Below are 24,705 nucleotides of genomic sequence, written 5' to 3'. Positions count from 1 at the left end.
GCCAAATCGACCCCTCACTTTCTAGTCCGGACACCATGACCAAGGCATTGCTAGTCGAAGACGATCCGAAGCTCTCGCGCCTGATCGCGCAGTTCCTGGAGCAACACGGGTTCAATGTCGCCCAGGCCTACCGCGGCGACCATGCGGTAGAGGCTTTTCGCCGCCACGACCCGGCCATCACCATCCTTGACCTGATGCTGCCGGGACGCGACGGCCTGCAGGTCTGCCGCGACCTGCGCGCCTTTTCCTCGGCGCCCATCCTGATGCTGACCGCCCGCGAGGACGACCTGGACCAGATCCTGGGCCTGGAGTCCGGCGCCGACGACTACGTCATCAAGCCGGTCGAGCCGCGCGTGCTGCTGGCCCGCATCCGGGCGCTGCTGCGCCGTCACAGCCAGCTTGAGGAACCGCCGGAGCGCCTGGAATTCGGCCCGCTGGTCATCGACCGGCGCACCCGGGCGGTGGTGCATGCCGGCGCCGAGGTCGACCTGACGACCATGGAATTCGAGATGCTCTGGGCGCTGGCCAGCCAGGCCGGCCAGGTGCTGACGCGCGACGACCTGCTCAATGCCGTGCGCGGCATCGAATTCAACGGCCTGGACCGCAGCGTCGACGTCTGCGTCAGCAAGCTGCGCCGCAAGCTGGACGACGACCCGCGCGATCCGGCGCGCATCAAGACCGTGTGGGGCAAGGGCTATCTGTTCTCGCCCAAGGCGCACGAGGACAGCGATGATTAAGTTTGTCCTGCGGCTCTTCGTGGTGCTGGCGGTGGGGTTCGTGATTTCCAACGAAGTCGTGGACCGATCGGCCAACTACCTGTTCGAGCCGGTCAGCGACGCCTACACCCGCGAATCGGTGCGCGGCCAGATCCACAGCCTGGTGCTGGAACTGTCCAAGGTCGAGCCCGGGGCCCGCGCGGCCCACATCGAGCAGCAGCTGGCGCCGTACTACGGCCTGGGTCTGCGGGTGTTCAACGCCTCGGACTACAACGCCAGCGACAAGGAACGCCGCATCGCCGCCCGTGGTGATTTCTTCATTCGCGACAAGATGCAGACCTTCGTGGCGGCCATTCCCGGCCCGGGCAACCAGTGGCTGGAGGTGAAGCTGCCGCCCGAGCCGTCGTTCGGCCCGTGGGTGATCGCGGCGGTGTACTCGGCCCTGGGCCTGTTGCTGTGCGCCTTCATGCTGGTGTGGGCGCTGCCCATCTGGCGCGACCTGGAAGCCCTGAAGACGGCTGCGCTGCGCATGGGGCAGGGTGACCTCCAGGCCCGTGCGCGCCTGTCGCGCCATTCCAGCATCGGCAACCTGGGCGACACCTTCAACCTGATGTCCGAGCGCATCGGCGCCCTGATCGGCAACCAGCGCGAACTGACCAATGCCGTCTCGCACGAGCTGCGCACGCCCATCGCACGCCTGACATTCGAGCTGGACATGATCGGCCGCACCGATGATGCCGCCGAGCGCAAACGCCTGATCGACGACATGAAAAGCGACGTTGCCGAGCTGGACAGCATGGCGTCCGAGCTGCTGATGTACGCCCGCCTGGAGCACAAGAGCGACGGCGTGGCGTTGCAGGCGGAGGATGCGCGCAGCTGGCTGGATTCGGTGGTGCAGCATGCCGGCTTCGAGGCCGGGCAATCCGGCGTGCGCCTGGAGGTCGTGCTGTGCCAGGTGGGCGAGGTGCACCTGCACCCGCGCTACATGACGCGGGCGCTTTTGAACCTGCTGCAGAACGCCATCCGCTACGCGGGCGGCCGGGTGCAGGTCAGCCTGATTTCGCCCGCGCCGCGCGAATACGTGCTGATGGTCGACGATGACGGCCCCGGCATCCCGCCCGCCGACCGGGAACGCATTTTCGAGCCCTTCATCCGCCTGGACGAAAGCCGCGACCGCGTCACCGGCGGCACCGGCCTGGGCCTGGCGATCGTCAATCGCGTGGCCCGCTGGCACAACGGCACCGCCGAGGCGGCCGACAGCCCCTTGGGCGGCGCGCGCTTCATCGTCAGCTGGAAAGCGGCGTAACGTAAACAAACTTCACAATCTGCCGCCGCAATCTTCACAAACTCCCTACAAAGCGGGAAAGATCGACGCGGCGACCCTGACTAGCATGACGGCAGTTCTCCAAAGAGGAATCGCTGCCCGTCATGTTTTCGCTCACCCGCCTGGCCGCCGTCGCCATGCTCCTGATCGCCGCGGGCGGTTGCCAGGGCATGTCCCCGGCCGCGCCGCCCGCCATCGCCCAGGGCGACTACCCGGCGGTGGTGGCGTACCTGAAGCAGCGCATCGCCCATGAGATGGGCGCGCAACGGGTGCCGGGCCTGTCGATCGCCATCGTCGACGATCAGCGCATCGTCTGGGCGAGCGGTTTCGGCTACGCCGATGCCGCCCGCCATCGCAACGCCACCGGCGACACGCTCTACCGGGTCGGCGCCATCTCCAAGGTCGTGACTGCCGCCAGCGTGCTGCGCGCCGCCGACGACGGCCGCCTGTCGCTCGATACGCCGGCCGGGCAGGCGCTGCCGCAGTGGGAATTCGAACCGCGCCGCACCGCCATGCACTGGATGGGCGCCTATCCCTTCACCGCCCGGCGCCTGTTGGCGCTGCGTCCGGACACGCTCGAAGACACCATGGGCCGGGCCCGTGCAGACATGGGCTATGCGCTGCTCGGCGACATGGTGGCGCACGTGGCCGACGAACCCTTTGACACCTACGTGCGGCGCACGCTGCTGCAGCCGCTGAACATTCCCCGCACCGGCTTTCGCCTGGCCGTCGAGAACGACGAATCGCGCGAACTGCGCGCGGCCGGGTATCGCCGCGGCGTGCCGTGGCGCGAAACGCCGCAGTCCAACGAAGCCGCCGAAGGCCTGTGGGCCAGTTCGGCCGAGATGGCGCGCTTTTCCAGCATGTTGTTCGCGGGCGGCACCTACCAGGGCCGTCGCGTCCTGAATGACGAATCGGCCAGCGCCGTGCTGAACCTGGAAACCGTGGGCAATGGCCTGGACCTGGAGTGCCGCCTGGCGCTGTCCTGGCTGGCCGCGCCCTGCGACCAGGACTACATCGCCGGCGATTCGCTGCGAGAACACAGCGGTGCCACCGAAGCCTTCCATGCCCGCTGGCTGCTGGCGCCGCGCGACAAGCTGGCCGTGCTGGTGATGAGCAATGCAGACACGTCTGAACCGCTGGTGGCATCGGTGTCCAGCCTGGCCATGAACCTGATGCGGCAGGCCAAGCACGGACCTGTCCAGAAATAGCCCTGCGTCGCGACCCGCGGCGCACCCCGAGTTTCCCCCTCAACCTCGTTTCCTGGAAGTATTTATGAAGCGATATCCCCCTCTGTCCTCGTTGCCGCGCCGCGTCGGCGCCTTGTGCCTGCTGGCTTGTCTGCCCGCGGTATCGTCCGGCGCCGGTGAGCGCGTCGCCGACAACTCGGTCTACAGTTCGCGCGGCGCCAGTTCGCGCGGCATCGACGTGCCCACCGGCATCGACAAGCCGGCGGACGAATGGAAGTTCTACGGCACCCTGGGCGTGGGCTATGCGCCGCGCTACAGCGGCAGCGATGAAAGCTCGGCGCTGCCGGTGTTCGGCCTGGGCATTCGCAGCCCCGGCGGCTTCTTCCTGGACACGGCGCATGGCCTGGGCTGGGAAACGCAGGCGCTCAGCAGCACCTTCCGTTTCTATGTCGCGCCCAGCGCGTCGCGCAAAGACCACAAGAGCGGCTTCCAGGGCTCGAACAAGCTGCGCGGCCTGGGCGACATCAAGAGCCGTGCCCAGATCGGCATGGATGCCGAGACCACGCTCGGCCCGGTGACGCTGTCGGCGACGGTGGCGCATGCGTTCAAGAAGGGCGACGACCGCGACGTGGGCAGCGCCTACACGCTGTTCAACCTGGGCGCCAGCACGACGGTGTACGAAGGTTCGGCCGGCTCGGTGTCGCTGGCGTTGACGAGCAACTTCGGCGACGGCAACTACATGCGCACCTGGTACGGCGTGAGCGACCGCCAGTCGGAAAAGTCAGGCTATCGCCGCTACAACCCCAAGGGCGGGCTGGAAAGCGTGGGCCTGGGCGCCACCTGGGCGCTGCCGCTCAGCAAGGAATGGTCGTGGTCGGTCATGGCCGAAGCGCGCCGCCTGTACGGCGATGCGGCCGACAGCCCGATCGTGAAGGACCGCAACCAGTATTCGGTCGGCACCGCGGTGACTTACACCTACTAAGGGAAAGCGCCAGCCCCGGGAGGCGGGGAGGGGAAGGGCGGGCCCGGCGGCGCGAAGCCGCCGGCACCCGCAGAGAAGGACTTACAGCCCTTGCACGCGGCGGCCGGTGTCGGCCTCGAACCAGTGCAGCGGGTGGCGGCCATCCGGGCCGACGTTGACGCGGTCGCCGACCTTGGCCGACGACTCGGACAATTGGCGGGTGGTGCAGCGCACGACCAGGGTGGTCTTGCCGCAACGGCAGTGCACCAGCTGTTCGGAGCCCAGCGTTTCGACCATTTCGACTTCAGCCGGCACGCCCTGCGTGTTCAGCAGCATGTGCTCGGGGCGCATGCCCATGATGACCTTGCGGCCGCGTACCTGCGAAGGCACTTGCAGCGGCGAGATTTCCAGCGCCGAGCCATCGGCGGTCTGCACCGTGCCGTCGCCTGCGACGTTCACTTCCATCAGGTTCATGGGCGGCGAGCCGATGAAGCCGGCCACGAAGGTGGAGGCAGGCTTTTCGAACACTTCCATCGGGGTGCCGATCTGTTCGGGCACGCCCTGGTACATGACGATCATGCGGTGCGCCAGCGTCATGGCTTCGACCTGGTCGTGCGTGACGTACAGGCTGGTGGTGCCCAGGCGGCGGTGCAGCTTCATGATTTCAAGGCGCATCGCCACGCGCAGCTTGGCGTCCAGGTTCGACAGCGGCTCGTCGAACAGGAAGACCTTGGGTTCGCGCACGATGGCGCGGCCCATGGCCACGCGCTGGCGCTGGCCGCCCGACAGGGCGCGCGGCCGGCGGTCCAGCAGGTGCCCCAGTTCCAGGATCTGCGCGGCGATGTCGACGCGCTTCTTGATTTCGTCCTTGGAGAACTTGCGGATCTTCAAGCCGTAGGCCATGTTCTCGAACACGGTCATGTGCGGGTAGAGCGCGTAGTTCTGGAACACCATCGCGATGTCGCGTTCGGCCGGCTCAAGCGTGTTGACGACCTTGTCGTCGATCACGATCTCGCCGCTGGTCACGGTTTCCAGGCCGGCGACCATGCGCATCAGCGTGGACTTGCCGCAGCCGGACGGGCCGACGATGACGATGAATTCGCCGTCTTTCACATCCATGTCGATGCCATGGATGACCGGCACGTTGCCGGCATAGGTTTTCTTTACGTTGCGAAAGCTGAGAGTAGCCATGAGTTATTCGTATTCGGAGTCGTTGTCGGGTGGGCGATAGCGGGCGAGCGTCACTTTTCAGTGTCGACCAGACCCTTGACGAACCATTTCTGCATCAGGATGACCACCAGCGCCGGCGGAATCATCGCCAGCATGGCGGTGGCCATGGTGATGTTCCATTCGGTGACGCTGTCGCCGCCGCTGATCATCCGCTTGATGCCGATGACGACGGGGTACATGTCTTCCTGCGTGGTCACCAGCAGCGGCCACAGGTATTGGTTCCAGCCGTAGATGAACTGGATCACGAACAGCGCGGCGATGCTGGTCTTGGACAGCGGCAGCAGCACGTCGCGGAAAAAGCGCACGGGGCCGGCGCCGTCGATGCGCGCGGCTTCGATGAGCTCGTCCGGCACCGTCAGGAAGAACTGGCGGAACAGGAACGTGGCCGTGGCCGACGCGATCAGCGGCAGGGTCAGGCCCGCGTAGCTGTTGAGCAGGCCCAGGTCGGCCACCACCTTGTAGGTGGGCGCGATCCGCACTTCGACCGGCAGCATCAGCGTGACGAAGATCATCCAGAAAAAGAACATGCGGCCGGGGAAGCGGAAATACACCACCGCGAAGGCCGACAGCAGCGAGATCGAGATCTTGCCGATGGAAATCGCCAGCGCCATGATCAGGCTGACGTACATCATGCGGCCCACCGGCGCGCCGGACGAACCGCCCGACGAGCCGCCGAACAGCGCCTGCATGTAGTTATCGACAAAGTGCGGACCGGGGATCAGCGACATCGGCGCCTGCGCGACTTCCTGGGCGGTCTGGGTAGACGCGACGAAAGTGACGTAAAGCGGAAATGCCACCATCGCCACGCCGCAGAGCAGAATGACGTGGGCCAGAATATCCAGCCAGGGACGGCGTTCAACCATTGTTATCAGCCTCGAACAAGATCAGTACTGCACTTTGCGGTCGACGTAGCGGAACTGTACGACCGTCAAGGCAACCACAATGAACATCAACACCACGGACTGCGCCGCGGACGAACCCAGGTCCAGGCCACGGAAGCCGTCGCTGTACACCTTGTAGACCAGGATGGACGTCGACGTGCCGGGACCGCCCTGCGTGGTGGTGTCCACCACCGCGAAGGTGTCGAAGAACGCATAGATGATGTTGACCACCAGCAGGAAGAACGTGGTGGGCGACAGCAGCGGGAAGACGATGCTCCAGAAGCGGCGGGCGGGGCTGGCGCCGTCGATCGCGGCGGCTTCGATGAGCGAGCGCGGAATCGATTGCAGGCCGGCCAGGAAGAACAGGAAGTTGTACGAGACCTGCTTCCATACCGCGGCGATCAGCACCAGCATCATGGCCTGGTTGCCGTCAAGGCGGGGGTTCCAGTCCACGCCCGATTTACGCAGGGCCACGGCCAGGATGCCCACGGAAGGCGAGAACATGAACAGCCACAGCACGCCGACGACGGCAGGCGCCACGGCGTAGGGCCAGATGAGCAGCGTCTTGTACAGCCCGGCGCCGCGGATCACGCGGTCTGCCATGACGGCCAGCAGCAAGGACACGCCCAGGCCGACCACCGCCACGAGGATCGAGAACACGGCGGTGACACGGAAGGAATCGAGGTAGGCCTGTTGCGAGAACAGTTCCATGAAGTTGTCGAAGCCGACGAACTCGGACGACAACCCGAAAGCGTCTTCCAGGCGCATGGACTGCCACATGGCTTGTCCGGCGGGAAGGAAGAAGAAGACCACGGTAATGATGATCTGCGGCAGGAGCAGCAGATAGGGCAAGGTCTTATGCCCGAAGACGACACGTTTTTCCATAGGGGGGACCTAATGGGTACTCATGAAAACACGATAGGCTTAAAGCCCCAAATTGACCAGGGCTTTAAGCCTCGTTCGCTGCAGCCGGGGATCATGCAAGTCCCTGTCGCGCAAGGAAAATATTGCGGGCAGGGCGCGTGCGGACCCCCGGAAAGGGCGTTACTTTACACTCTTCTCGAACTTTTCCAGCAGTTCGTTGCCGCGCTTGACGATGTTCTCGGCGCCATCCTTGGCCGCAACCTTGCCGGACACGATGCGTTCGATTTCAGCGTCTTCGATTTCACGGATCTGCGGCAGGAAGCCCAGGCGCAGGCCACGCGATTGCGCGGTGGTTTCGACGTTCAGCTGCTTGACGCCGACTTCGGTGCCCGGGTTCTTGTCATAGAAACCGTCTTTCTTGGTCAGCTCGTAGGCGGCCTTGGTGACCGGCACGTAGCCGGTCTGCTGGTGCCAGCGGGCGGCGATTTCGGGGCTGGCCAGGAACTTGAAGAACGCGGTCACGCCCTTGTAGGTTTCCGGCTTCTTGTTGGCGAAGACCCACAGCGAAGCGCCGCCGATGATGGTGTTCTGCGGTGCGCCTTGCACGTCGGCGTAGTAAGGCACGGTCGAGGTGCCGAATTCGAACTTGGCGTTCTTGGCGATGTTGGCGCGCAGGCCGGACGAACCGGTGATCATGGCGCACTTGCCGCTGATGAACAGCGAGTTCGGCTCGTCACCGCGGCCGCCGTACATGAAGATGCCTTCCTTGCCCAGCTTGGCCAGGTTTTCCAGGTGGCGCACGTGCAGCGGGGTGTTGATGGCGATGCGGGCGTCCAGGCCGCCGAAACCGTTGTCCTTGGTGGCGTACGGCACGTTATGCCAGGCCGAGAACGTTTCCAGCTGGACCCACGACGGCCACGACGTGGTGTAGCCGCATTCCTGGCCGGCGGCCTTCAGCTTCTGGCCGGCGGCGGCCAGCTCTTCCCAGGTCTTGGGCGGCTTGTCGGCGTCCAGGCCGGCCTTCTTGAAGGCGTCCTTGTTGTAGTAGAACACCACGGTCGAGCTGTTGAAGGGCATCGACACCAGCTTGCCGTCGGCCGACGAGTAGTAGCCGGCCACGGCGCCGATGAATTCCTTCGGATCGATCGGGTTGCCGACTTCTTCCGACATCTGCTGCACCGGCTTGATGGCGCCCTTGGCGTACATCATGGTGGCGGTGCCGACTTCGAAAACCTGGAGGATGTCCGGCGCGTTGCCGGCGCGGAACGCGGCGATGCCGGCGTTCATCGATTCACCGTAGTTGCCCTTGTAGACGGCCTTGACCTGGTAGTCGGGGTTCTTCTTGTTGAATTCTTCGACCAGGCCGTTCACGCGGTCGCCCAGCGCACCTTCCATCGAGTGCCAGAACGTGATTTCGGTAGCAGCCTGCGCGGAAGCGCCGGCAAACGCCGCCATGACGGCGGCAAAGGTGAGGGCAATTCGGTGGGATCGCATGAGAGGTTTCCTCCAGTTGGGCGTGTATCGCGCACGGGGTTGTCCGGGCGCGGAAAACACGTCACCTTATGAATTGTTTGTGACAAAACCGTGACTTTCACATCACTTAAAACGCCTGTCAAATTGCGCGTTTCAGGCGCGAACGAACATTTTCTTTTTTTTCCAGGGGTAGCCCCTCGGTTTACAATCGCATCCTATGAAAAACGAACTTTCGATTGCGTTCATCGGCGGGGGCAACATGGCCTCCGCTTTGGCCTCCGGACTGGCCGGCAAAGTATGCCCCGCCGGCAGCATCCATGTCATTGACATTAACCAGGATTCCCACGCTGCCTGGCAGGCCCGCGGCATGACCACCGCGACGGCCCCCGGCGAGGCCCTGGCGGCCTGCCGCGTTTGGGTGTTCGCGGTCAAGCCACAGAACATGAAAGACGTTGTGGCTTCCACGCGTCAGTGGTTGCGCGACGACACGTTGGTGGTAAGCGTGGCGGCCGGCATTCGCGCCGATACGCTGGCCGGTTGGCTGGGTGAGCCGGGCGCGCCGTGGCGCCGCCTGGTGCGCTGCATGCCCAACACGCCCGCGCTGGTCGGCGCCGGCATCACGGGCCTGGCCGCGCTGGACGGGGTGGGGCAGGAAGATCGCGAATTGGCCGCCACGTTGCTGGGCAGCGTGGGCGAGGTGGTCTGGGTGGCCGACGACGCGGCGCTGGACGCCGTGACGGCGCTGTCCGGCAGCGGTCCGGCGTATGTGTTCCTGTTTCTCGAAGCCCTGATCGCGGGCGGCCAGAAGGTCGGCCTGACCGCCGAGCAGGCGCGCCAGCTGGCGCTGGGCACGTTTGCCGGCGCGACGAAACTGGCGGCGGAATCGTCCGATCCGCCTTCGGTCCTGCGCGAACGGGTCACGTCCAAGGGCGGCACCACCGCCGCGGCGCTGGCCGCGTTCAATGCCGCGGGCTTTGCCGGCATCGTCGAAGACGCCATGGCCGCGGCTGCGCGCCGTTCGCGCGAGCTGGCCGAGGAGTTCGGCAAATGAACCAGGCGGTCTCGCGCTTCGCGCCCATGAGCCGGGCGCAGTTCGGCATTGCCGTGCTGTGCATGCTGCTGGTGGTGGTGGGCTCGAACATCCTGGTGCAGGTGCCGCTGAACGACTGGCTGACCTGGGGCGGCCTGTCGTACCCGGTGGCGTTCCTGGTGACCGACGTACTGAACCGCCGTTTCGGTCCGGCCGCCGCCCGGCGCGTGGCCTGGTTCGGCTTTGCCGCGGCGCTGGCGGTGTCCGTGTGGGTGGCCTCGCCGCGCATCGCGCTGGCCTCGGGCCTGGCGTACATCTGCGCGCAACTGGTCGACATCCAGGTGTTCGACCGCCTGCGCGACCAGCGCTGGTGGCGCGCGCCGCTGGTGTCCGGCGTGCTGGGCGCGGTGCTGGATACCGCCGTGTTCTTCAGCGTGGCCTTTGCCGCCACCGGCGCGCCGTGGGTCACCTGGATGGCGGGCGACCTGGCGGTCAAGCTGGTGGTCAACATCAGCATGCTGGCGCCGTTCCGCGCGCTGATGTGGAACCTGGCCAAGCCGGCCAACGCCTGATTTTTATTTTCGAAAATCGCGCTGGATTATTAACGCGATAATCATTATCCGTAAGGCTCGCGTAAGTACTGTATGAAAACGCGGAATCAAACGGCGTATTAATGATTATTCATATAAATCATCTAGCCTGATTCTCGCGCCGGCGCCAGTGACTTTCCAAGGCGCCGGGCGGATTTCTCCTGTGATTTCACGCACTTGTCGCACTAATGCGTCACGATTAAAAGTTTGCCGTGAAATATTGGGGATTACACGCAGTGACAGTATGTCTGCTTGCTTCCAGAATACCGCCCACACTGTGTTTTTGCCCAAGAAGCCGGCGACGGGCGACGCGGATTTCGGGGTATCCACCTGATAGACCGGGTCGAACAGAGCCGCTCACAACCTTGCTGGAGAACTCCGCATGAAGTTTCTGCATCGCCTTACCCCGGTAGCTATGGCATTTGGGGCGCTTGCCCTGGCAGGTTCCGTGCACGCCGCCGATACGATCAAGATCGGCATCCCGCAACCCATGACGGGTCCCAACACCCAGTACGGCGACCAGATCCAGGCTGGCGCGCTGACGGCCATCGAGACCATCAACGCCAAGGGCGGCGTCAAGGGCAAAAAGCTCGAACCCATCCTGATCGACGACGGCTGCGAACCCAAGCAGGCCGTGCCGGCCGCCAACCGCGTGGTCAACTCCGGCGCCAAGTTCGCCGTGGCCCATGCGTGCTCGGGCGTGACCGTGGCCGCCGTGAACGTCTACGAACAGGAAGGCATCGTCGGCATCACCCCGGGCGCCACGTCGCCGCTGGTCACCGACACGATCAAGCCGCATTACTTCTTCCGCACCATCGGCCGCGACGACCAGCAAGGTCCGTACGCCGCCCGCTACATCGCCAACACCCTCAAGCCCAAGAAGGTCGCCGTGCTGCACGACAAGCAGACCTACGGTTCGGGCGTGGCCACCCAGGTCAAGGACACCCTGACCAAGGAAGGCGTGAACGTTGCGCTGTTCGAAGGCATCAACGTCGGCGACAGCGACTACTCGGCCATCATCACCAAGCTCAAGTCGGCCGGCGTCGACCTGGTCTACTTCGGCGGCTACCACCCCGAACTGGGCCTCTTGCTGCGCCAGTCGCGTGAACAGGGCCTGAAGGTCCAGTTCATGGGTCCGGAAGGCACGGCCAACCAGGACCTGGTGGCCATCGCCGGTCCGGCCATCGAAGGCCTGCTGGTCACGCTGCCCGCCGACTTCACCAAGCTGCCGGGCAACGAAAGCATCGTCAAGGCCTTCAAGGACGCCAAGCGCGATCCGGACGGCGCCTTCCAGATGCCGGCCTATGCCGCCGTCCAGATCCTGGCCGACAGCATCACCGCGGTGGGCGAAGACCCCGCCAAGGTGGCTGACTACATGCACAAGACCACCTTCAACACCGGCATCGGCAAGGTCGAGTACGACGCCAAGGGCGATCTGAAGAACTTCGAGTTCGCCGTTTACAAATGGGACAAGAACGGCAAGAAGACCCAGCTGTAAACTCCCGCGATTGTCGCCGGCGCGGTTGCCGGCGTGAAGGGCCTGTCGTTGTCGTTGTGCCGTAATCCGCGTAGCGATGCGCCAAAAGCGCTGTGCGGCCGGCAGACGCTGATGACAGGCCCTTATAAAATACGCCCAGGTTTCCGGCTCCGGGTCTCTCTACCGGAGCCGGAACTATTTGGAGCAAGAGAAATAATGTCCGACCTCATACCCCAACTTACCCAGCAATTCTTCAATGGATTGTCTCTGGGCGCGATCTACGCGTTGATTGCCATCGGCTACACAATGGTCTACGGCATCATCGGTATGATCAACTTCGCTCACGGCGAAATCTACATGATCGGTGCCTATGTCGGCCTGGTCACCTTGACGGCCATCGGCACAGGCAGCGGCCTGCCGGTACCGTTCATCATCGCGGCCATGCTGCTCGTGGCCATCACCGTTACCGGCATCTACGGTTTCTCGGTCGAACGCGTGGCCTACCGGCCCGTGCGAGGCAGCCCCCGGCTGGTGGCGCTGATCTCGGCCATCGGCATGTCGATCTTCCTGCAGAACTGGGTTGCCCTGGGCCAGGGGGCGCGCGACATGGCGGTGCCGTCGCTGGTGTCCGGCGCGGTGCAGTTCCACATGGGCACCGACTTCGATGTGACGGTGCCGTATTCGCGCATCATGATCATCCTGGTGACCGTGGTGCTGATGGTGGCCCTGACGCTGTTCATCAAGTATTCCCGCATGGGCCGTGCCTCTCGCGCCTGCTCGCAGGACATGCACATGGCCAACCTGCTGGGCATCGACACCAACCGCGTGATCTCGTTCACGTTCGTGATGGGCGCGATCCTGGCGGCGGTGGGCGGCGTGCTGATCGCCATCACCATCGGCAAGCTCAATCCCTTCATCGGCTTCCTGGCCGGCATCAAGGCCTTTACGGCAGCGGTGCTGGGCGGCATCGGCAGCATCCCCGGCGCCATGCTGGGTGGCGTGTTGCTGGGCCTGGCCGAAACGTTCGCGGCAGCCTATATCTCGTCGCAGTACAAGGACATCGTGGCGTTTTCGCTGCTGGTCCTGATCCTGCTGTTCCGTCCCACCGGGCTGTTGGGCAAACCTGAGGTGGAAAAAGTCTGATGTCGAACAACAACCTGAAAAACGCCACGATGGCGGCGGTGCTGACCGCGGTCATCGTCACCCCCGTCTTCGGCCTGCAACTGATCCGCCAGGGCGCCCGCACGTCGATGGAATCGCACTGGTCGCTGGTGGCCCTGGCCGCCGCGGTCGTGTTCGTGTTCCAGCTGTTGCGTCCCTGGATCGCCAAGCCGTTCCAGAAATTGAAGACGGGCCTGCCGACGCTGCCGTCGGCGCCGGCCAAGAGCAACAAGCTGCTGATGTTCCTGATCCTGGCGGTGGCGGTCACCTGGCCGTTCTTCGCCGGCCGCAGTTCGGTGGACATCGCCACGCTGGTGCTGATCTACGTGATGCTGGGCCTGGGCCTGAACATCGTGGTGGGCTTTGCCGGGCTGCTGGACCTGGGCTTCGTGGGCTTTTATGCCGTGGGCGCCTATACCTACGCCTTGCTGTACCACTGGGGCGGCTGGAGCTTCTGGGAAGCGCTGCCGTTCTCGGGCGCGATGGCCGCGCTGTTCGGCTTCGTGCTGGGCTTTCCGGTGCTGCGCCTGCGCGGCGACTACCTGGCGATCGTGACGCTGGGCTTCGGCGAAATGATCCGCCTGCTGCTGATCAACCTGAACACGCTGACGGGCGGTCCGGACGGTATCTCGGGCATTCCGAAGCCGTCGGTGTTCGGCCTGGAAATGACGCGTCGCGCCAGCACGGAAGGGGGCACGACGTTCCATGACTTCTTCGGCCTGACGTTCCAGAACCAGCACATGGTGATCTATCTGTACATGATGGCGCTGCTGCTGGCGCTGGTGACGCTGTTCGTTTCGACGCGCCTGATCCGCATGCCGGTCGGCCGCGCCTGGGAAGCGCTGCGCGAGGACGAGATCGCCTGCCGCTCGCTGGGGCTGAACCCGACCCGCATCAAGCTGTCCGCGTTCACGCTGGGCGCCACCTTCGCCGGTTTCGGCGGCGCGTTCTTCGCGGCCCGCCAGGGCATGGTGAACCCGGAATCCTTCACCTTCATCGAGTCGGCGCTGATCCTGGCGATCGTGGTGCTGGGCGGCATGGGGTCGCAGGTGGGCGTGATTCTCGCGGCCATCCTGCTGACGGTGCTGCCCGAGCTGGCGCGCGAGTTCGCCGAGTACCGGATGCTGATGTTCGGTCTGGTGATGGTATTGATGATGATGTGGCGTCCGCAGGGGTTGTTGCCCATGAAGCGTCCCCACGTGGAGCTGGCTAAATGAGCGAGGCATTGCTGAAGGTATCCGGACTGACCATGCGATTCGGCGGCCTGCTGGCCGTGGACAGCGTGGCGTTCGAAGTCAAATCCGACGAGGTGTTCGCCATCATCGGCCCGAACGGGGCCGGCAAGACCACGGTGTTCAACTGCGTGGGCGGTTTCTACGCCCCGACGGCGGGCGATATCGTGATGGACGGCAAGTCCATCACGGGCCTGCCCAGCCACAAGGTGGCGCGCCACGGGCTGGTGCGCACGTTCCAGAACGTGCGGCTGTTCAAGCAGCTGACGGTGCTGGAAAACCTGCTGGTGGCGCAACATACGCAGGTGGAGTCGCGGCTGCTGCCGGGGCTGCTCAAGCTGAAGTCCTACCGCCAGTCGGAAGCCGATGCGCTGGCGCGCGCGGCGCAGTGGCTGGATTTCATGGGGCTGCGCGAGTATGCGAACCGCGAGGCGGGCAATCTGGCTTACGGCCACCAGCGCCGGCTTGAGATCGCGCGCTGCATGATCACGAAGCCACGCCTGTTGATGCTGGACGAGCCGGCGGCGGGCCTGAACCCGCAGGAAAAGCGCGATCTGCAGTCGCTGATCGACCAGCTGCGCCGCGAGTTCGGCGTGGCGGTGCTGCTGATCGAGCACGATATGAGCCTGATCATGGGCATTTCGGACCGCATTCTGGTGATGGAGCACGGCAAGCCGATTACGACCGGCACCCCCGAGCAGGTGCGCAACGACGAGCGCGTCATCAAGGCGTATCTGGGGGAGGAATGATGCTTAAGCTGGAAAACATACACACGTTCTACGGCGCGATCCAGGCGCTGAACGGGGTGTCGGTGGATGTGAACAAGGGCGAGATCGTGACGCTGATCGGCGCGAACGGCGCCGGCAAGACGACGTTGCTGATGACGGTCTGCGGGAATCCGCGCGCCAAGGAAGGCAAGATCACGTTCGAAGGCGAGGACATCACGAACCGGGATACCCACCACATCATGCGCAATGGCATCGCCATTTCGCCGGAAGGGCGGCGGGTGTTCAAGGACCTGACGGTGGCCGAGAACCTGATGATGGGCGGCTTTTTCCTGAAGCGTGACGAGATCCAGGCAGGGATCGATCACGTGTATGGGCTGTTTCCGCGGCTGAAGGAACGCGCGGCGCAGCGGGCGGGGCTGATGTCGGGGGGCGAGCAGCAGATGCTGGCGATCGGGCGGGCGTTGATGACGCGGCCTCGGTTGTTGCTGCTGGACGAGCCTACGCTGGGGTTGGCGCCGCTGGTGATCGCGCAGATTTTCGACATCATTCGTGAGATCCGGGAGCAGGGCGTGACGGTGTTCCTGGTTGAGCAGAATGCCAATAAGGCGCTGCAGGTGGCGGATCGCGGATACGTGTTGGAGAACGGGCGCGTCGTACTGCAGGATACTGGGGCGAATCTGTTGGTCAATGATCAGGTGCGTAAGGCTTATCTGGGCGGCTGATCTTTCGGGTTTTGGTTTATTCCCCGCGAAGGGAAATTGGGCGTATCTCGTGAGAGTGCGCCTTTTTTTTGGGTGCGTTGTGTGCTTCGTAGGTCGCCCTGGGTGGCCGGCGTACCCCGATCGCGCGCCAACGATTGCGGTCCGGAGCCTTCGCTCCGGACTTCCCCCTCGTCATCTTCGTCCGAGCCTTCGGCTCCTCCTTCAGATTCCCTCGGGCGCATCGACGGCGCGCGATCGGGGTACGCCGGCCACCCAGGGCTACGGGTTTCGAGGTTTGTGGCGCTGCTGGACCGAGGGGTGCGTGGGGGATTTGCGTTGCCCGCCGGGACCGGCCGCGCGGGCGGCCGGCTCCCGGCATACGTTTCGTCGGGCGTCGTGGCGCTGGTCGCTGCGCGTTTGCGTCAGGCCGCGATGCGGTGCTCGGGCTGGTCGGCGAGGTAGTGTGCGATGGCGGCGCGGGCCAGGGCGTCGATCGAGTCGGTCAGCGTGATGCCCAGGCTGGGGCGCAGCGCGTGGGGGACGGCCAGGGGGAGTTCGGTGCAGCCCAGGACGACGGCGTCGGCGCCGCGAGCCTTCAGGCGGGCGATGCCGTCGGCGGCGGGGGCGTAGGCGGCTTCCAGGCGGTTGCCTTTGACGGCGCGGATGGAGGCCATGCAATAGCGTTCGACTTCGTCGTCGTCGGGGACGATGCACTCGTAGCCTTCGGCTTCCAGGTGGCGTTGGTACAGGCCGAGCTTGAGCGTGGCGGCGGTGCCCATGAGGCCGATGCGGCCTGTGGGCAGGCCTAGGCGGCGCAGGTCGTCGATGACGGCGCGGATGATGTGCAGGACCGGGCGCTGGGTGGACGCGGCGATTTCGTCGTACCAGAGGTGGGCGGTGTTGCAGGGGATAGCGATGAGCTGGGCGCCGGCGCGTTCGAGGAAGCGCACGCCTTCGACCATGTAGGGCAAGGGGTTTTCGCCGCCGGCCATGTAGGCGCTGGAGCGATCGGGGATGCGGGGATCGTTGCGCAGCAGGGTGGGGATGTGTTGCTGGTCCGCGTCGGCGGGGGTGAGCGCCGCGAGGCGGAGCGCGAAGGCGGCGCCGGCCATGGGGCCCATGCCGCCCAAAACACCCAGGTAACAGCCCTGGGAATAGCTATTCACTTTGTTGACTCCAAGGTATTGCATTCCCGGGCGACAGAACCTGGCCCGGGCGTTCGGTGCCGGTTCGTTCCCCATCCCAGACGGGTTTGCCGTTGACCCACACGTGGTGGATGCCGCGGCTTGCCTGAATGGGAGCTGAAAAAGTGGCCGTGTCTGTGACGTTGGCGGGATCGAACAGCACCAGGTCAGCATGATACCCCTCGCACAGCAGGCCGCGCCCGGCCAGGCCGTACTGGGCGGCGGCCAGGCCGGTCATTTTGTGGATGGCGGCTTCGAGGGAGAGCAGGCGTTGTTCGCGCACCAGGGTGCGCAGCACGTTGGTGAAGGTGCCCCATTGGCGCGGGTGCGGATGGGGGTCGAAGGGCAGGCCGTCGGAGCCGACCATGGTCAGCGGATGGCTGAAGATGCGGTTGACGTCGGCGGGGTCCATCAGGAAGTAGATGGCGCCGGCGGGGGCCAGGCGGGCCAGGGCGGCTTCGTCGTCCAGGCCGAGTTCGGCCATGACGTCGCTGAAGTCGCGGCCGGTGGCGGCGGGGTAGCCCTTGGACCAGGTGATCATGGTGCGGCTGGCCAGGCGGGCGCGGTCCAGCCGCAGCATGGTGGAGGTAGCCGGGTAGGGGTGGCAGTCCAGGCAGACGGGCTGGCGGGCGGCGGCGCGGCTGATGAGGTCCAGGGTTTCGCGGCTGCGGCCGTGGTTGCGTTCGCCGGCCAGCTTGTGGTGCGAGAAGACGACGCGGCAGTCGAGTTCGCGGCCGATGAGCAGGGCCTCTTCCATGGCCGGCACGATGTGGTCGGCTTCGTCGCGCAGGTGAGTGGCGTAGAGGGCGCCTGGGCGGCCGCGCAGCGGCCGGCAGACGTCGATGATTTCGTCGGTGGGTGCGGCGCTGGCGGGCGGGTAGAAGGTGCCGGTGGAGACGCCGAAGGCGCCGGCGTCCAGGGCTTCTTGCAGCAGGGCGCGCATGGCCTGGCGTTCGGCGTCGTTGGCGGCGCGCGAGGTGTCGTCCATGACGGCGACGCGCAGGGTGGTGTGGCCGACGAGCGGGATGACGTTGACGGCGGCTGGCGTGTCGGCCAGGGCGTCGATCCAGGCGCGGAAGGTGGGATAGCGAAACAGTTCGGTGGGGCCGAGCAGGTCCAGCGGCTGGGGGATGTCCTGGCGCGACAGGGGCGCCAGGCTGATGCCGCAGTTGCCGGTGACGACGGTGGTGATGCCCTGCGAGACCTTGGGCAGCATGTCGGGGTGCGCGAGCAGGTAGCCGTCGTCGTGGGTGTGCGAGTCGATGAAGCCGGGCGCGAGCGCCATGCCGGCGGCAGCGATGACGCGCGCGCCGGGCGGATGGTCGAAGGCGCCCACGGCCACGATGCGGCCGTCCCGCACCGCCAGGTCGCCCGGGCAGCCGGGGCCGCCCGTGCCGTCGATGAGCGTGGCGCCCGCCACGATGAAATCGGCCTGCAAGGGTTCACGGTCCTTGCGGGATGCAGCGGCGGGGGCGCGATCGTTCATGGATGTGTCGGTCATGGGCGGTGGGGCGGGGTTCAGTCCAGTTTCTCGATGCCGGCGGATTCGATGATCTGCTTCCACTTGGCGGTTTCGCGGTCGATCAGCTGCTTGAATTCTTCGGGCGAGCCGGTGGCGGGTACGGCGCCCAGGGTTTCCAGGCCGGTGCGCACTTCGGGGGCCTGCAGGGCTTGCTGGATGTCGGCGTTGAGCTTGGCGAGTACGTCGGGCGGGGTGCCCTTGGGGGCGACGACGCCGCCCCAGGCCACGGTTTCATAGCCCTTCAGGCCGGCTTCGTCCAGGGTGGGCACGTCGGGCATGAGCGACAGGCGCTTCAGGCTGCTGACGCCGATGGCGCGGACCTTGCCGCTCTTGACCAGCGGCGCGGCTTCGGACGTGTTGACGAACAGGTAGTCCAGGCGGCCGCCCAGCAGGTCCTGGATGGCGGCGGGGCCGCCGTTGTAGGGGATGAACATGACGTCGACTTTGGCCATGCTCTTGAACAGTTCGCCGCCCATGTGGCCGGTGGTGCCGACGCCGGACGCGCCGTAGGACAGGCGGCCGGGTTCCTTGCGGGCGCGGTCGATCAGGTCCTGCACGCTCTTGACGGGGGAGTCGGCGGGCACGATCAGGGCGTTGTACAGGTCGAACATGTGGGCGACGGGGGCCAGGTCCTGGTCGACGTCGTAGGGCAGGCGCTTGAACAGCGAGCGGTTGACCGCCAGCGTGTTGATGTTGCCATAGCCGACGGTGTAGCCGTCGGCGGCGGCGCGCTTGACCAGGGCGATGCCGATGTTGCCGGCGGCGCCGGGACGATTTTCGACGACCAGGGTGGCGCCGGTGTTCTTGGACAGCTGGGTGGTGATCAGGCGCGACAGCACGTCGGGCGAGCCGCCGGCGGCTGACGGCACGATGAAGGTGATCGGGTGGTCGGGATAGGCGCCGGCCAGCGCGCTGCCGGCAAAGGTGGCGGTCAGTGCCAAGGCGGCGAGGCTGCGAAAGACAGAGCGTTGCATGGTGGAAATTCCCCTTGTTTTGTTGTGTGGAGGCGGGCAGATTAGCACCGGGTTTGCCGCAGTGCGTCATCGAAAAATGTCGAAAACCTATAATCCGCCGTTATCGATGGTTGTGATGTCCAGGGCCCGTTCGAGGCCCTGTCGAGAGAACCGGTGCAAGGGGAAAAAATGGATGTGGACGCGTTTGTCGACGAGGTCGGGCCCAGTGCCGGCCGGCCGTTGAACCTGCGCCAGATCGAAGTGTTTCGCGCGATCATGATGGCCGGCTCGATCAGCGGCGCGGGCCGCATGCTGCACGTGTCGCAGCCGGCCGTGAGCCGGGTGCTTGCGCTGACCGAAAGCCGGCTGGGCTATCGGCTGTTCGAGCGGGTGAAAAGCCGCTTGTCGCCCACGGCCGAGGCGCGGCGGCTGTATGCCGAAGTCGAGCAGGTGTATGGCGGCATCGAACGGGTGAACGACCTGGCGGCCAGCCTGGGGCAATCCGGCGCGGGCATGCTCAAGGTGGTGGCCAGCGCCAGCTACGGGCAGCGCCTGGTGCCGCTGGCGCTGGGGCGCTTTCGCGACCGCAATGCGGATGCGCGGGTGGACTACCGCAGCGTCACGTTCGATGAACTGGCAGCGTATTTCCTGTCGGGCCAGGCGGATATCGGCATTTCGATGCAGCCGCCCGACCATCCCAACCTGACGTCGGTGAAGCTGGCCACCGTGCCGGTGATCTGTGCGCTGCCCAAGGGGCATCCGCTGGCCGAGCACGAGGTGGTGCATCCCGAAGATTTCGTGTCAGCGGCCTGGATCGGCTATCCGCGCGATACGCCGCTGGGGCGCGCGTTGCAGTCGTTCTTCGGCGCCGGGCCGGCCTGCGCGGCGGCGGTCGAGGTGCATTCGCCGGTCACGGCGTGTTCGTTCGTGCAGCAGGGGTTGGGGCCGGCGTTGGTGGACGCCTGGTGCGTGTCGCCGGACCAGACCGAGCACATGGTGCTGCGGCCGATTGCGCCGGCAGCCAGCGTCGAGGTGTGGGCGACGCACTCGAACCTGAGCGCGCCGCCCTTGCTGGCGCGGCGTTTCCTGGCCGCCGTGAAGAAGGTCCTGGAAACCGCCGCGCCGGTCTGATTACTCCAGGCCTTCGGCCTTGAGCGCAGCCTTGACGCCGCTGTTTTCCTGCATGCGCGCAAAGAACGCGGCCAGGTGGTCTTGCCCCGACAGGTCGACCTGCTTGGCGTGCGCCCAGCGCAGCACCACGTACAGGTAGGCATCGGCCACCGACGGCTCGGCGCCGGCCAGGTAGGGCTTCTTGGCGAGCTGGGCGTCGAGCAGGGCGAACAGGCGCGTCAGCTGCTTGGACGCCGAGGCGGCCAGTTCGCGCTGCGGACCTTCGTCGTTCAGGTAGCGCTGCGCGCCGAAGATCATCGAGAACGTCTTGTGGATGTCCGAGTTGATGAAACCCAGCCAGCGGCGCACGTCGGCGCGCGAATGCGCCGAGCCATCGCCCAGCAGCTTGCTTTGGGGGGCTTGTTCGGCCAGATATTCGAGAATGGCGATGTTCTGGGTCAGGGCGAAGTCGCCGTCGACCAGCGCAGGCACGGCGCCCAGCGGATTGACCTTCAGGAACTCGGGGCCCTTCAGTTCATCGCGGCTGAGCTTGTGGGTGTCGTAGGGCTTGCCGATCCATTCCAGGACGATGTGGGACGCGAGCGAGCACGCGCCGGGCATGTAGTACAGTTTCATGTAAGGTTGACTCCTTGGAGAAAGAGCGGAAGCCGCCGCTCTTTGCGCCTATGGTACGCCACCGCCACGCGCCGTTGCGTACCGCCGCACCCCACACAGCCGCCGGAGACGTCCATGCCGCAACGCCTATCCGCGACTCGTCGCGCCTTGTCCACTTTCACCTTTGCCCTGGCGGGTTCCGCGTGCTTCGCGGCAAGCGCCTGGGCCACGCCTGTCAAGAGTCCCGATCAACCGCCCGCGGTGGCCGCGCAGGTCACTGTCGTGGTGGGCGGCTTGTCCAATCCCTGGTCGATGGCCTTTTTGCCCGAAGGCGGGATGCTGATCACCGAACGTTCCGGCAGCCTGCGGCTGCTGCGCACGCCGGGCGGCCTGTCCAAGCCCTTGACGGGCGTGCCCAAGGTCGCCGCGCAAGGCCAGGGCGGACTGCTGGACGTGGCGTTGTCGCCGGATTTCGCGCAGGACCGCTATGTGTACCTGTCGTATGCCGAGTCCGACGGCAAGCGCAGCGGCACCGCGGTAGGCCGCGGCAAGCTCGCCGCCGATGGCAGCGGGTTGCAGGACTTCAAGGTGCTGTTCCGGCAAGCCCCCAAGCTGTCCGAGGGCCTGCATTTCGGCTCGCGCCTGGTGTTCGACGGCAAGGGCTATCTGTTCATCTCGCTGGGCGAGAACAACCAGCGCCCGACCGCGCAAGACCTGGACAAGCTGCAGGGCAAGGTGGTGCGGCTGAAGGTGGACGGCTCGGTGCCGACCGACAACCCCTTCGTGGGCCAGGCCGGCGCGCGACCCGAGATCTGGTCGTACGGCCATCGCAACCCGCAGGGCATGGCGCTCAATCCCTGGACCGGCGCGCTGTGGGAAAACGAACACGGGCCGCGCGGCGGCGATGAAATCAACCTGGTGCAGCCGGGCAAGAACTACGGCTGGCCGTTGGCGACTTACGGCATCAATTATTCGGGCCAGCCGATCCCCGAGGCCAAGGGCGAGACGCTGCCCGGCATGGAGCCGCCGCTGTACTGGTGGGCCAAGTCGCCGGCGATCAGCGGCATGGCGTTCTACAACGCCGACCGCTTTCCGGCCTGGCGCCATTCGCTCTTCATCGGCGCGCTGGCGAACCAGAACCTGATCCGCCTGACGCTGGATGGCGACAAGGTAGTGGCCGAAGAACAGTTGCTGGTCGACCGCAAGGCCCGTATCCGCGACGTGCGGCAAGGGCCGGACGGCTATGTGTATGTGTTGACGGACGCGTCGCCGGGCCAGCTGCTGCGGTTGGCCCCGGCGCCTACGGGAGGGTGATCGCCATGAAGACCTATGAATTGATCGGTTCGCCGGGCTGCGGTTCGGCGGTGGTCGAGGCGGCGTTGGCGCTGGCCAATGTGCCGCACACGCTGACGGACGTGCCCTACCTGAAGCCGGGGGCCGAGCGCGACCGGCTGCTGCACCTGAATCCGCTGGGCCAGGTGCCTACGCTGATCACGCCCGACGGCGAGGTGATGACGGAAAGCGCGGCAATGGTGCTGCACCTGCATGACGTGGCGCCGCAGGCCGGCCTGGCGCCCGAGGCCAACAAGCCGGAACGCGCGCATTTCCTGAACCTGCTGGTGCGGCTGGTGGCGGCGGTCTACCCGACGTTCACGTTCGGCGATGACCCTGCGCAATGGACCACGCCGGGCGCGCCGGCCGATCTGCTGCGCGAGCGCATCCATATGCGGCGGGCCGAGCTGTGGCTGGAACTGGAACGCCAGGCCGGCACGCCGCACATGCTGGGCCGCCGCTTTTCGGCGCTGGACCTGTACGTGACGGTGATGACGCACTGGCGTCCGGGCCGCGCCTGGTTCGAGGCAAATTGCCCGGCCCTGAGCGCGGTGGCGCGTCAGGCGGCGCAGGAGCCGAACGTGGCGCGGGTGCTGGCACGCAATTTCCCGCCGTTGACGGAGTAGCGTTTCGGCGTTCGGCAGCGGCGGTCGGCGCCGCTGCCGGTATTTCCTTGATCGCGCGGTTTTGCGCTACGCCTTGGCGCGGCGCTTGCGCGAGCCATGGGCTTCGCGCAGCGCGATGTACACGCCGCTGCCGGCAATGAACAACGCGCCCAGGTAGGCGTAGGCATCGGGCGCCTCGCGCCAGAAGATCCAGCCCAGTAGCGTGGCCCAGATCAATCCGGTGTAGTCGAAGGGCGCCACGACGGACGCGGGCGCGATGCGAAAGCCCTGCGTGATGAGCGCCAGGCCCAGCGTGCTGAAGAGCGCCACGGCAGCGAAGTACGGCAGGTCGGCCAGGGCCGGCGTGTGCCACACCCACGGCAGCCCGACGGCGCTGCACACCAATTGCCCCGCGACGATGTAGAAGGTGGTGGTGAGCATGCCCTCGCCATGGCTGATGCCGCGCGCGGTGATCATCATGACGGCGTAGAGCAGCGCGGTGGTCAAGGGCAGCAGGGTGGCCGCCTGGAAGGCATCGGTGCCGGGACGCACGATGATGAGCACGCCGACAAAGCCGGCCAGCACGGCCAGCCAGCGCTTGGCGTCGACGCGTTCTTTCAGGATCAGCACGGACAGGGCGGTGACGAACAGGGGCGCGGCAAAGGCGATGGCGGTGGCCTCGGCCAGCGGCAAGGCGCGCAACCCCAGGTAGAAGCAACAGGCCGAGACGACGTTGATAGCGCCCCGCGTGAGGTGCAGGCCGGGGTGCGCGGTGCGCAGCACGCGGCGTCCGCCCAGGCCGATGGCGAGCGCGGTGACGAAGGGCAGGGCAATGAGGGCGCGCAGGAACAGGATCTGCAGCGGGTTGTAGTTCGTGCCGAGCCATTTGGCGTTGGCGTCGCTGAGCGTCAGGAAGAAGATGCCGCCGATGACGCAGGCGATGCCGGCGGCGGCGGAGTGATTGCGGGTGGCGGGAAAGACGGTGGTGGAAGACATCGGGGTTCAGCGGGGGCGGCGGTGTTGCAACCGCCTGGGGTGATGCGGGGGCAGGTGAATCAGCTTTGGGCGCGGTAGGCGGCCAGGGCGACCATGGCCCAGGCGGCAAGGAAGGCGGCGCCGCCCAGGGGGGTGATGGCGCCGAGCCAGTGCGTGCCGGTGAGGGTCAAGGTGTAGAGGCTACCTGAAAACAGGACGATGCCGATGAACATGACGATGCCGGCGGCGGACAGCAGGGGGGAGCCGTAGCGGGCGCCGAGCAGGGCGATGACGAAGAGGCCGAGGCCGTGGATGAGGTGATACAGGACGCCGGTTTGCCAGACGGAAAGCAGCTCGGGGGTGACCAGGCGCTTCAGGCCATGGGCGCCGAATGCGCCGGCGCCTACCGCTACCAGCAGGTTCAGGGCCGCTAGGATGGTTAGCTGGCGGTCTGTCATGCTTTTTCCTTTTGGGGGCTTAGTTTTGGGCGATGTGTGGTGCCTATGATATGCGGAATCTTGGTGGGGGGGTTGATGGCTGCGGGGGCGGTCTTCGTAGGTCGTCCGTCGGGCGGCGTGTCTCGGTGGCGGGCGCCCACGATTGCGGTCCGGAGCCTTCGCTCCGGACTGCCCCTGCGTCATCCTCGTACGCCTTCGGCTCCCTACGGATTCCCTCGGGCGCATCGAGGTTGCCCGCCACCGAGACACGCCGCCCGACGGACTACGAGTGTCTGGGTGCGTGGCGGAGCTAGACCGAGTGGGGGTGGGCGAGGGTTGCGGGGCCCGCTTCGTGCCGGCCGCGCGGGCGGCCTTACGAAGCTTACGCGTTGTGGGACGTCGGTGCGGTGTGCG

24 protein-coding genes are annotated in these 24,705 nt (G+C 65.9%); 14 read left to right on the top strand and 10 right to left on the bottom strand.

Annotation, left to right across the window (positions count from 1 at the left end; genetic code table 11):
- The first annotated feature begins 35 nt into the window (after positions 1-35).
- From U858_RS0130145 to U858_RS0130130, 4 genes are all read left to right on the top strand, one after another.
- On the top strand, positions 36-737 hold the full coding sequence (locus U858_RS0130145; RefSeq protein WP_025140830.1) for a response regulator: 702 nt from the start codon (positions 36-38) through the stop codon (positions 735-737).
- Entirely contained in the window at positions 730-2,022 is a 1,293-nt protein-coding gene (locus U858_RS0130140) for an ATP-binding protein (RefSeq protein ID WP_025140829.1), read from the top strand. Before U858_RS0130145 ends, U858_RS0130140 begins: the two co-directional genes overlap by 8 nt.
- Before the next feature lie 122 nt (positions 2,023-2,144).
- On the top strand, positions 2,145-3,251 hold the full coding sequence (locus U858_RS0130135) for a serine hydrolase (protein ID WP_025140828.1): 1,107 nt from the start codon (positions 2,145-2,147) through the stop codon (positions 3,249-3,251).
- A 64-nt stretch (positions 3,252-3,315) separates the two neighbouring features.
- Positions 3,316-4,212, top strand: a complete 897-nt coding sequence (locus tag U858_RS0130130; RefSeq protein WP_029954539.1) for a MipA/OmpV family protein — start codon at positions 3,316-3,318, stop codon at positions 4,210-4,212.
- 81 nt (positions 4,213-4,293) lie between these two features.
- Here U858_RS0130130 and U858_RS0130125 read toward each other — a convergent pair whose 3' ends face one another.
- From U858_RS0130125 to ugpB, 4 genes are all read right to left on the bottom strand, one after another.
- Positions 4,294-5,382 (bottom strand): sn-glycerol-3-phosphate import ATP-binding protein UgpC, encoded by a 1,089-nt coding sequence (locus U858_RS0130125; RefSeq protein ID WP_025140826.1) that lies wholly within the window; start codon positions 5,380-5,382, stop codon positions 4,294-4,296.
- Positions 5,383-5,432: 50 nt separating this feature from the next.
- Positions 5,433-6,284: a sn-glycerol-3-phosphate ABC transporter permease UgpE gene (gene ugpE, locus U858_RS0130120; RefSeq protein WP_025140825.1), complete on the bottom strand. Its 852-nt coding sequence runs from the start codon at positions 6,282-6,284 to the stop codon at positions 5,433-5,435.
- 21 nt (positions 6,285-6,305) lie between these two features.
- On the bottom strand, positions 6,306-7,187 hold the full coding sequence (gene ugpA / locus U858_RS0130115; RefSeq protein WP_025140824.1) for a sn-glycerol-3-phosphate ABC transporter permease UgpA: 882 nt from the start codon (positions 7,185-7,187) through the stop codon (positions 6,306-6,308).
- A 159-nt stretch (positions 7,188-7,346) separates the two neighbouring features.
- Positions 7,347-8,660 carry a sn-glycerol-3-phosphate ABC transporter substrate-binding protein UgpB gene (ugpB, locus tag U858_RS0130110; protein WP_025140823.1) on the bottom strand — a complete coding sequence of 438 codons (1,314 nt, stop codon included), beginning with the start codon at positions 8,658-8,660 and terminating at the stop codon, positions 7,347-7,349.
- A 196-nt stretch (positions 8,661-8,856) separates the two neighbouring features.
- Here ugpB and proC point away from each other — a divergent pair, with 196 nt between their 5' ends.
- The 7 genes from proC (at position 8,857) to U858_RS0130075 (ending at position 15,579) form a co-directional block, all read left to right on the top strand.
- Entirely contained in the window at positions 8,857-9,690 is an 834-nt protein-coding gene (gene proC, locus U858_RS0130105; protein ID WP_025140822.1) for a pyrroline-5-carboxylate reductase, read from the top strand.
- Complete coding sequence (locus U858_RS0130100; protein ID WP_025140821.1) at positions 9,687-10,241, top strand: queuosine precursor transporter; 555 nt, start codon at positions 9,687-9,689, stop codon at positions 10,239-10,241. Before proC ends, U858_RS0130100 begins: the two co-directional genes overlap by 4 nt.
- Positions 10,242-10,641: 400 nt before the next feature.
- Positions 10,642-11,757: a branched-chain amino acid ABC transporter substrate-binding protein gene (locus tag U858_RS0130095; RefSeq protein WP_025140820.1), complete on the top strand. Its 1,116-nt coding sequence runs from the start codon at positions 10,642-10,644 to the stop codon at positions 11,755-11,757.
- A gap of 195 nt (positions 11,758-11,952) precedes the next feature.
- Positions 11,953-12,879 carry a high-affinity branched-chain amino acid ABC transporter permease LivH gene (gene livH, locus U858_RS0130090; RefSeq protein WP_025140819.1) on the top strand — a complete coding sequence of 309 codons (927 nt, stop codon included), beginning with the start codon at positions 11,953-11,955 and terminating at the stop codon, positions 12,877-12,879.
- Positions 12,879-14,114: a high-affinity branched-chain amino acid ABC transporter permease LivM gene (locus tag U858_RS0130085; RefSeq protein ID WP_025140818.1), complete on the top strand. Its 1,236-nt coding sequence runs from the start codon at positions 12,879-12,881 to the stop codon at positions 14,112-14,114. The genes livH and U858_RS0130085 overlap by 1 nt, the downstream gene beginning before the upstream one ends.
- Positions 14,111-14,878, top strand: a complete 768-nt coding sequence (livG, locus tag U858_RS0130080; protein ID WP_025140817.1) for a high-affinity branched-chain amino acid ABC transporter ATP-binding protein LivG — start codon at positions 14,111-14,113, stop codon at positions 14,876-14,878. Before U858_RS0130085 ends, livG begins: the two co-directional genes overlap by 4 nt.
- Positions 14,878-15,579, top strand: coding sequence for an ABC transporter ATP-binding protein (locus U858_RS0130075; protein ID WP_025140816.1), 702 nt, complete (start codon positions 14,878-14,880; stop codon positions 15,577-15,579). Before livG ends, U858_RS0130075 begins: the two co-directional genes overlap by 1 nt.
- 401 nt (positions 15,580-15,980) lie before the next feature.
- On the opposite strand, the gene U858_RS0130070 is transcribed toward U858_RS0130075, so the two are convergent.
- Genes U858_RS0130070 through U858_RS0130060 form a run of 3 tightly spaced genes read right to left on the bottom strand, consistent with a single transcriptional unit; the run spans position 15,981 to position 19,238 of the window.
- Complete coding sequence (locus tag U858_RS0130070; RefSeq protein ID WP_025140815.1) at positions 15,981-16,724, bottom strand: aspartate/glutamate racemase family protein; 744 nt, start codon at positions 16,722-16,724, stop codon at positions 15,981-15,983.
- Entirely contained in the window at positions 16,717-18,228 is a 1,512-nt protein-coding gene (locus U858_RS0130065; RefSeq protein ID WP_369797750.1) for an amidohydrolase family protein, read from the bottom strand. The genes U858_RS0130070 and U858_RS0130065 overlap by 8 nt, the downstream gene beginning before the upstream one ends.
- Before the next feature lie 32 nt (positions 18,229-18,260).
- Positions 18,261-19,238 (bottom strand): tripartite tricarboxylate transporter substrate binding protein, encoded by a 978-nt coding sequence (locus U858_RS0130060; protein WP_025140813.1) that lies wholly within the window; start codon positions 19,236-19,238, stop codon positions 18,261-18,263.
- 168 nt (positions 19,239-19,406) lie between these two features.
- Here U858_RS0130060 and U858_RS0130055 point away from each other — a divergent pair, with 168 nt between their 5' ends.
- The gene (locus tag U858_RS0130055; RefSeq protein ID WP_029954537.1) at positions 19,407-20,348 is read left to right on the top strand and encodes a LysR family transcriptional regulator; all 942 of its coding nucleotides are present in this window, start codon (positions 19,407-19,409) and stop codon (positions 20,346-20,348) included.
- On the opposite strand, the gene U858_RS0130050 is transcribed toward U858_RS0130055, so the two are convergent.
- A complete protein-coding gene (locus U858_RS0130050) occupies positions 20,349-20,963 on the bottom strand; it encodes a glutathione binding-like protein (RefSeq protein ID WP_029954534.1) in 615 nt (204 codons plus the stop codon). It lies immediately after the preceding gene.
- 114 nt (positions 20,964-21,077) lie between these two features.
- On the opposite strand from U858_RS0130050, the gene U858_RS0130045 reads away from it, so the two are divergent.
- Both U858_RS0130045 and U858_RS0130040 read left to right on the top strand, forming a co-directional pair.
- Positions 21,078-22,256 carry a PQQ-dependent sugar dehydrogenase gene (locus tag U858_RS0130045; protein ID WP_025140863.1) on the top strand — a complete coding sequence of 393 codons (1,179 nt, stop codon included), beginning with the start codon at positions 21,078-21,080 and terminating at the stop codon, positions 22,254-22,256.
- A 5-nt stretch (positions 22,257-22,261) separates the two neighbouring features.
- A complete protein-coding gene (locus tag U858_RS0130040) occupies positions 22,262-22,900 on the top strand; it encodes a glutathione S-transferase family protein (protein ID WP_025140812.1) in 639 nt (212 codons plus the stop codon).
- Between the two features lie 66 nt (positions 22,901-22,966).
- On the opposite strand, the gene U858_RS0130035 is transcribed toward U858_RS0130040, so the two are convergent.
- On the bottom strand, positions 22,967-23,875 hold the full coding sequence (locus tag U858_RS0130035; RefSeq protein WP_025140811.1) for a DMT family transporter: 909 nt from the start codon (positions 23,873-23,875) through the stop codon (positions 22,967-22,969).
- 59 nt (positions 23,876-23,934) lie between these two features.
- On the bottom strand, positions 23,935-24,312 hold the full coding sequence (locus U858_RS0130030; RefSeq protein ID WP_025140810.1) for a DUF423 domain-containing protein: 378 nt from the start codon (positions 24,310-24,312) through the stop codon (positions 23,935-23,937).
- Positions 24,313-24,705 lie beyond the last annotated feature (393 nt).

This window comes from Achromobacter sp. DH1f, from assembly GCF_000633435.1.
In the GTDB taxonomy this organism is placed as follows: Bacteria; Pseudomonadota; Gammaproteobacteria; order Burkholderiales; family Burkholderiaceae_B; genus Achromobacter; species Achromobacter deleyi.
Note: the sequence above shows the minus strand (reverse complement) of the source record. Positions and strands in the feature narration are given on the sequence as shown.

Excerpts from the sequence above, each read along its gene's own strand:
- U858_RS0130145 (WP_025140830.1), top strand. The coding sequence starts at position 36 with ATGACCAAGGCATTGCTAGTCGAAGACGATCCGAAGCTCTCGCGCCTG.
- U858_RS0130140 (WP_025140829.1), top strand. The coding sequence starts at position 730 with ATGATTAAGTTTGTCCTGCGGCTCTTCGTGGTGCTGGCGGTGGGGTTC.
- U858_RS0130135 (WP_025140828.1), top strand. The coding sequence starts at position 2,145 with ATGTTTTCGCTCACCCGCCTGGCCGCCGTCGCCATGCTCCTGATCGCC.
- U858_RS0130130 (WP_029954539.1), top strand. The coding sequence starts at position 3,316 with ATGAAGCGATATCCCCCTCTGTCCTCGTTGCCGCGCCGCGTCGGCGCC.
- U858_RS0130125 (WP_025140826.1), bottom strand. The coding sequence starts at position 5,382 with ATGGCTACTCTCAGCTTTCGCAACGTAAAGAAAACCTATGCCGGCAAC.
- ugpE (WP_025140825.1), bottom strand. The coding sequence starts at position 6,284 with ATGGTTGAACGCCGTCCCTGGCTGGATATTCTGGCCCACGTCATTCTG.
- ugpA (WP_025140824.1), bottom strand. The coding sequence starts at position 7,187 with ATGGAAAAACGTGTCGTCTTCGGGCATAAGACCTTGCCCTATCTGCTG.
- ugpB (WP_025140823.1), bottom strand. The coding sequence starts at position 8,660 with ATGCGATCCCACCGAATTGCCCTCACCTTTGCCGCCGTCATGGCGGCG.
- proC (WP_025140822.1), top strand. The coding sequence starts at position 8,857 with ATGAAAAACGAACTTTCGATTGCGTTCATCGGCGGGGGCAACATGGCC.
- U858_RS0130100 (WP_025140821.1), top strand. The coding sequence starts at position 9,687 with ATGAACCAGGCGGTCTCGCGCTTCGCGCCCATGAGCCGGGCGCAGTTC.
- U858_RS0130095 (WP_025140820.1), top strand. The coding sequence starts at position 10,642 with ATGAAGTTTCTGCATCGCCTTACCCCGGTAGCTATGGCATTTGGGGCG.
- livH (WP_025140819.1), top strand. The coding sequence starts at position 11,953 with ATGTCCGACCTCATACCCCAACTTACCCAGCAATTCTTCAATGGATTG.
- U858_RS0130085 (WP_025140818.1), top strand. The coding sequence starts at position 12,879 with ATGTCGAACAACAACCTGAAAAACGCCACGATGGCGGCGGTGCTGACC.
- livG (WP_025140817.1), top strand. The coding sequence starts at position 14,111 with ATGAGCGAGGCATTGCTGAAGGTATCCGGACTGACCATGCGATTCGGC.
- U858_RS0130075 (WP_025140816.1), top strand. The coding sequence starts at position 14,878 with ATGCTTAAGCTGGAAAACATACACACGTTCTACGGCGCGATCCAGGCG.
- U858_RS0130065 (WP_369797750.1), bottom strand. The coding sequence starts at position 18,228 with ATGAACGATCGCGCCCCCGCCGCTGCATCCCGCAAGGACCGTGAACCC.
- U858_RS0130060 (WP_025140813.1), bottom strand. The coding sequence starts at position 19,238 with ATGCAACGCTCTGTCTTTCGCAGCCTCGCCGCCTTGGCACTGACCGCC.
- U858_RS0130055 (WP_029954537.1), top strand. The coding sequence starts at position 19,407 with ATGGATGTGGACGCGTTTGTCGACGAGGTCGGGCCCAGTGCCGGCCGG.
- U858_RS0130050 (WP_029954534.1), bottom strand. The coding sequence starts at position 20,963 with ATGAAACTGTACTACATGCCCGGCGCGTGCTCGCTCGCGTCCCACATC.
- U858_RS0130045 (WP_025140863.1), top strand. The coding sequence starts at position 21,078 with ATGCCGCAACGCCTATCCGCGACTCGTCGCGCCTTGTCCACTTTCACC.
- U858_RS0130040 (WP_025140812.1), top strand. The coding sequence starts at position 22,262 with ATGAAGACCTATGAATTGATCGGTTCGCCGGGCTGCGGTTCGGCGGTG.
- U858_RS0130035 (WP_025140811.1), bottom strand. The coding sequence starts at position 23,875 with ATGTCTTCCACCACCGTCTTTCCCGCCACCCGCAATCACTCCGCCGCC.
- U858_RS0130030 (WP_025140810.1), bottom strand. The coding sequence starts at position 24,312 with ATGACAGACCGCCAGCTAACCATCCTAGCGGCCCTGAACCTGCTGGTA.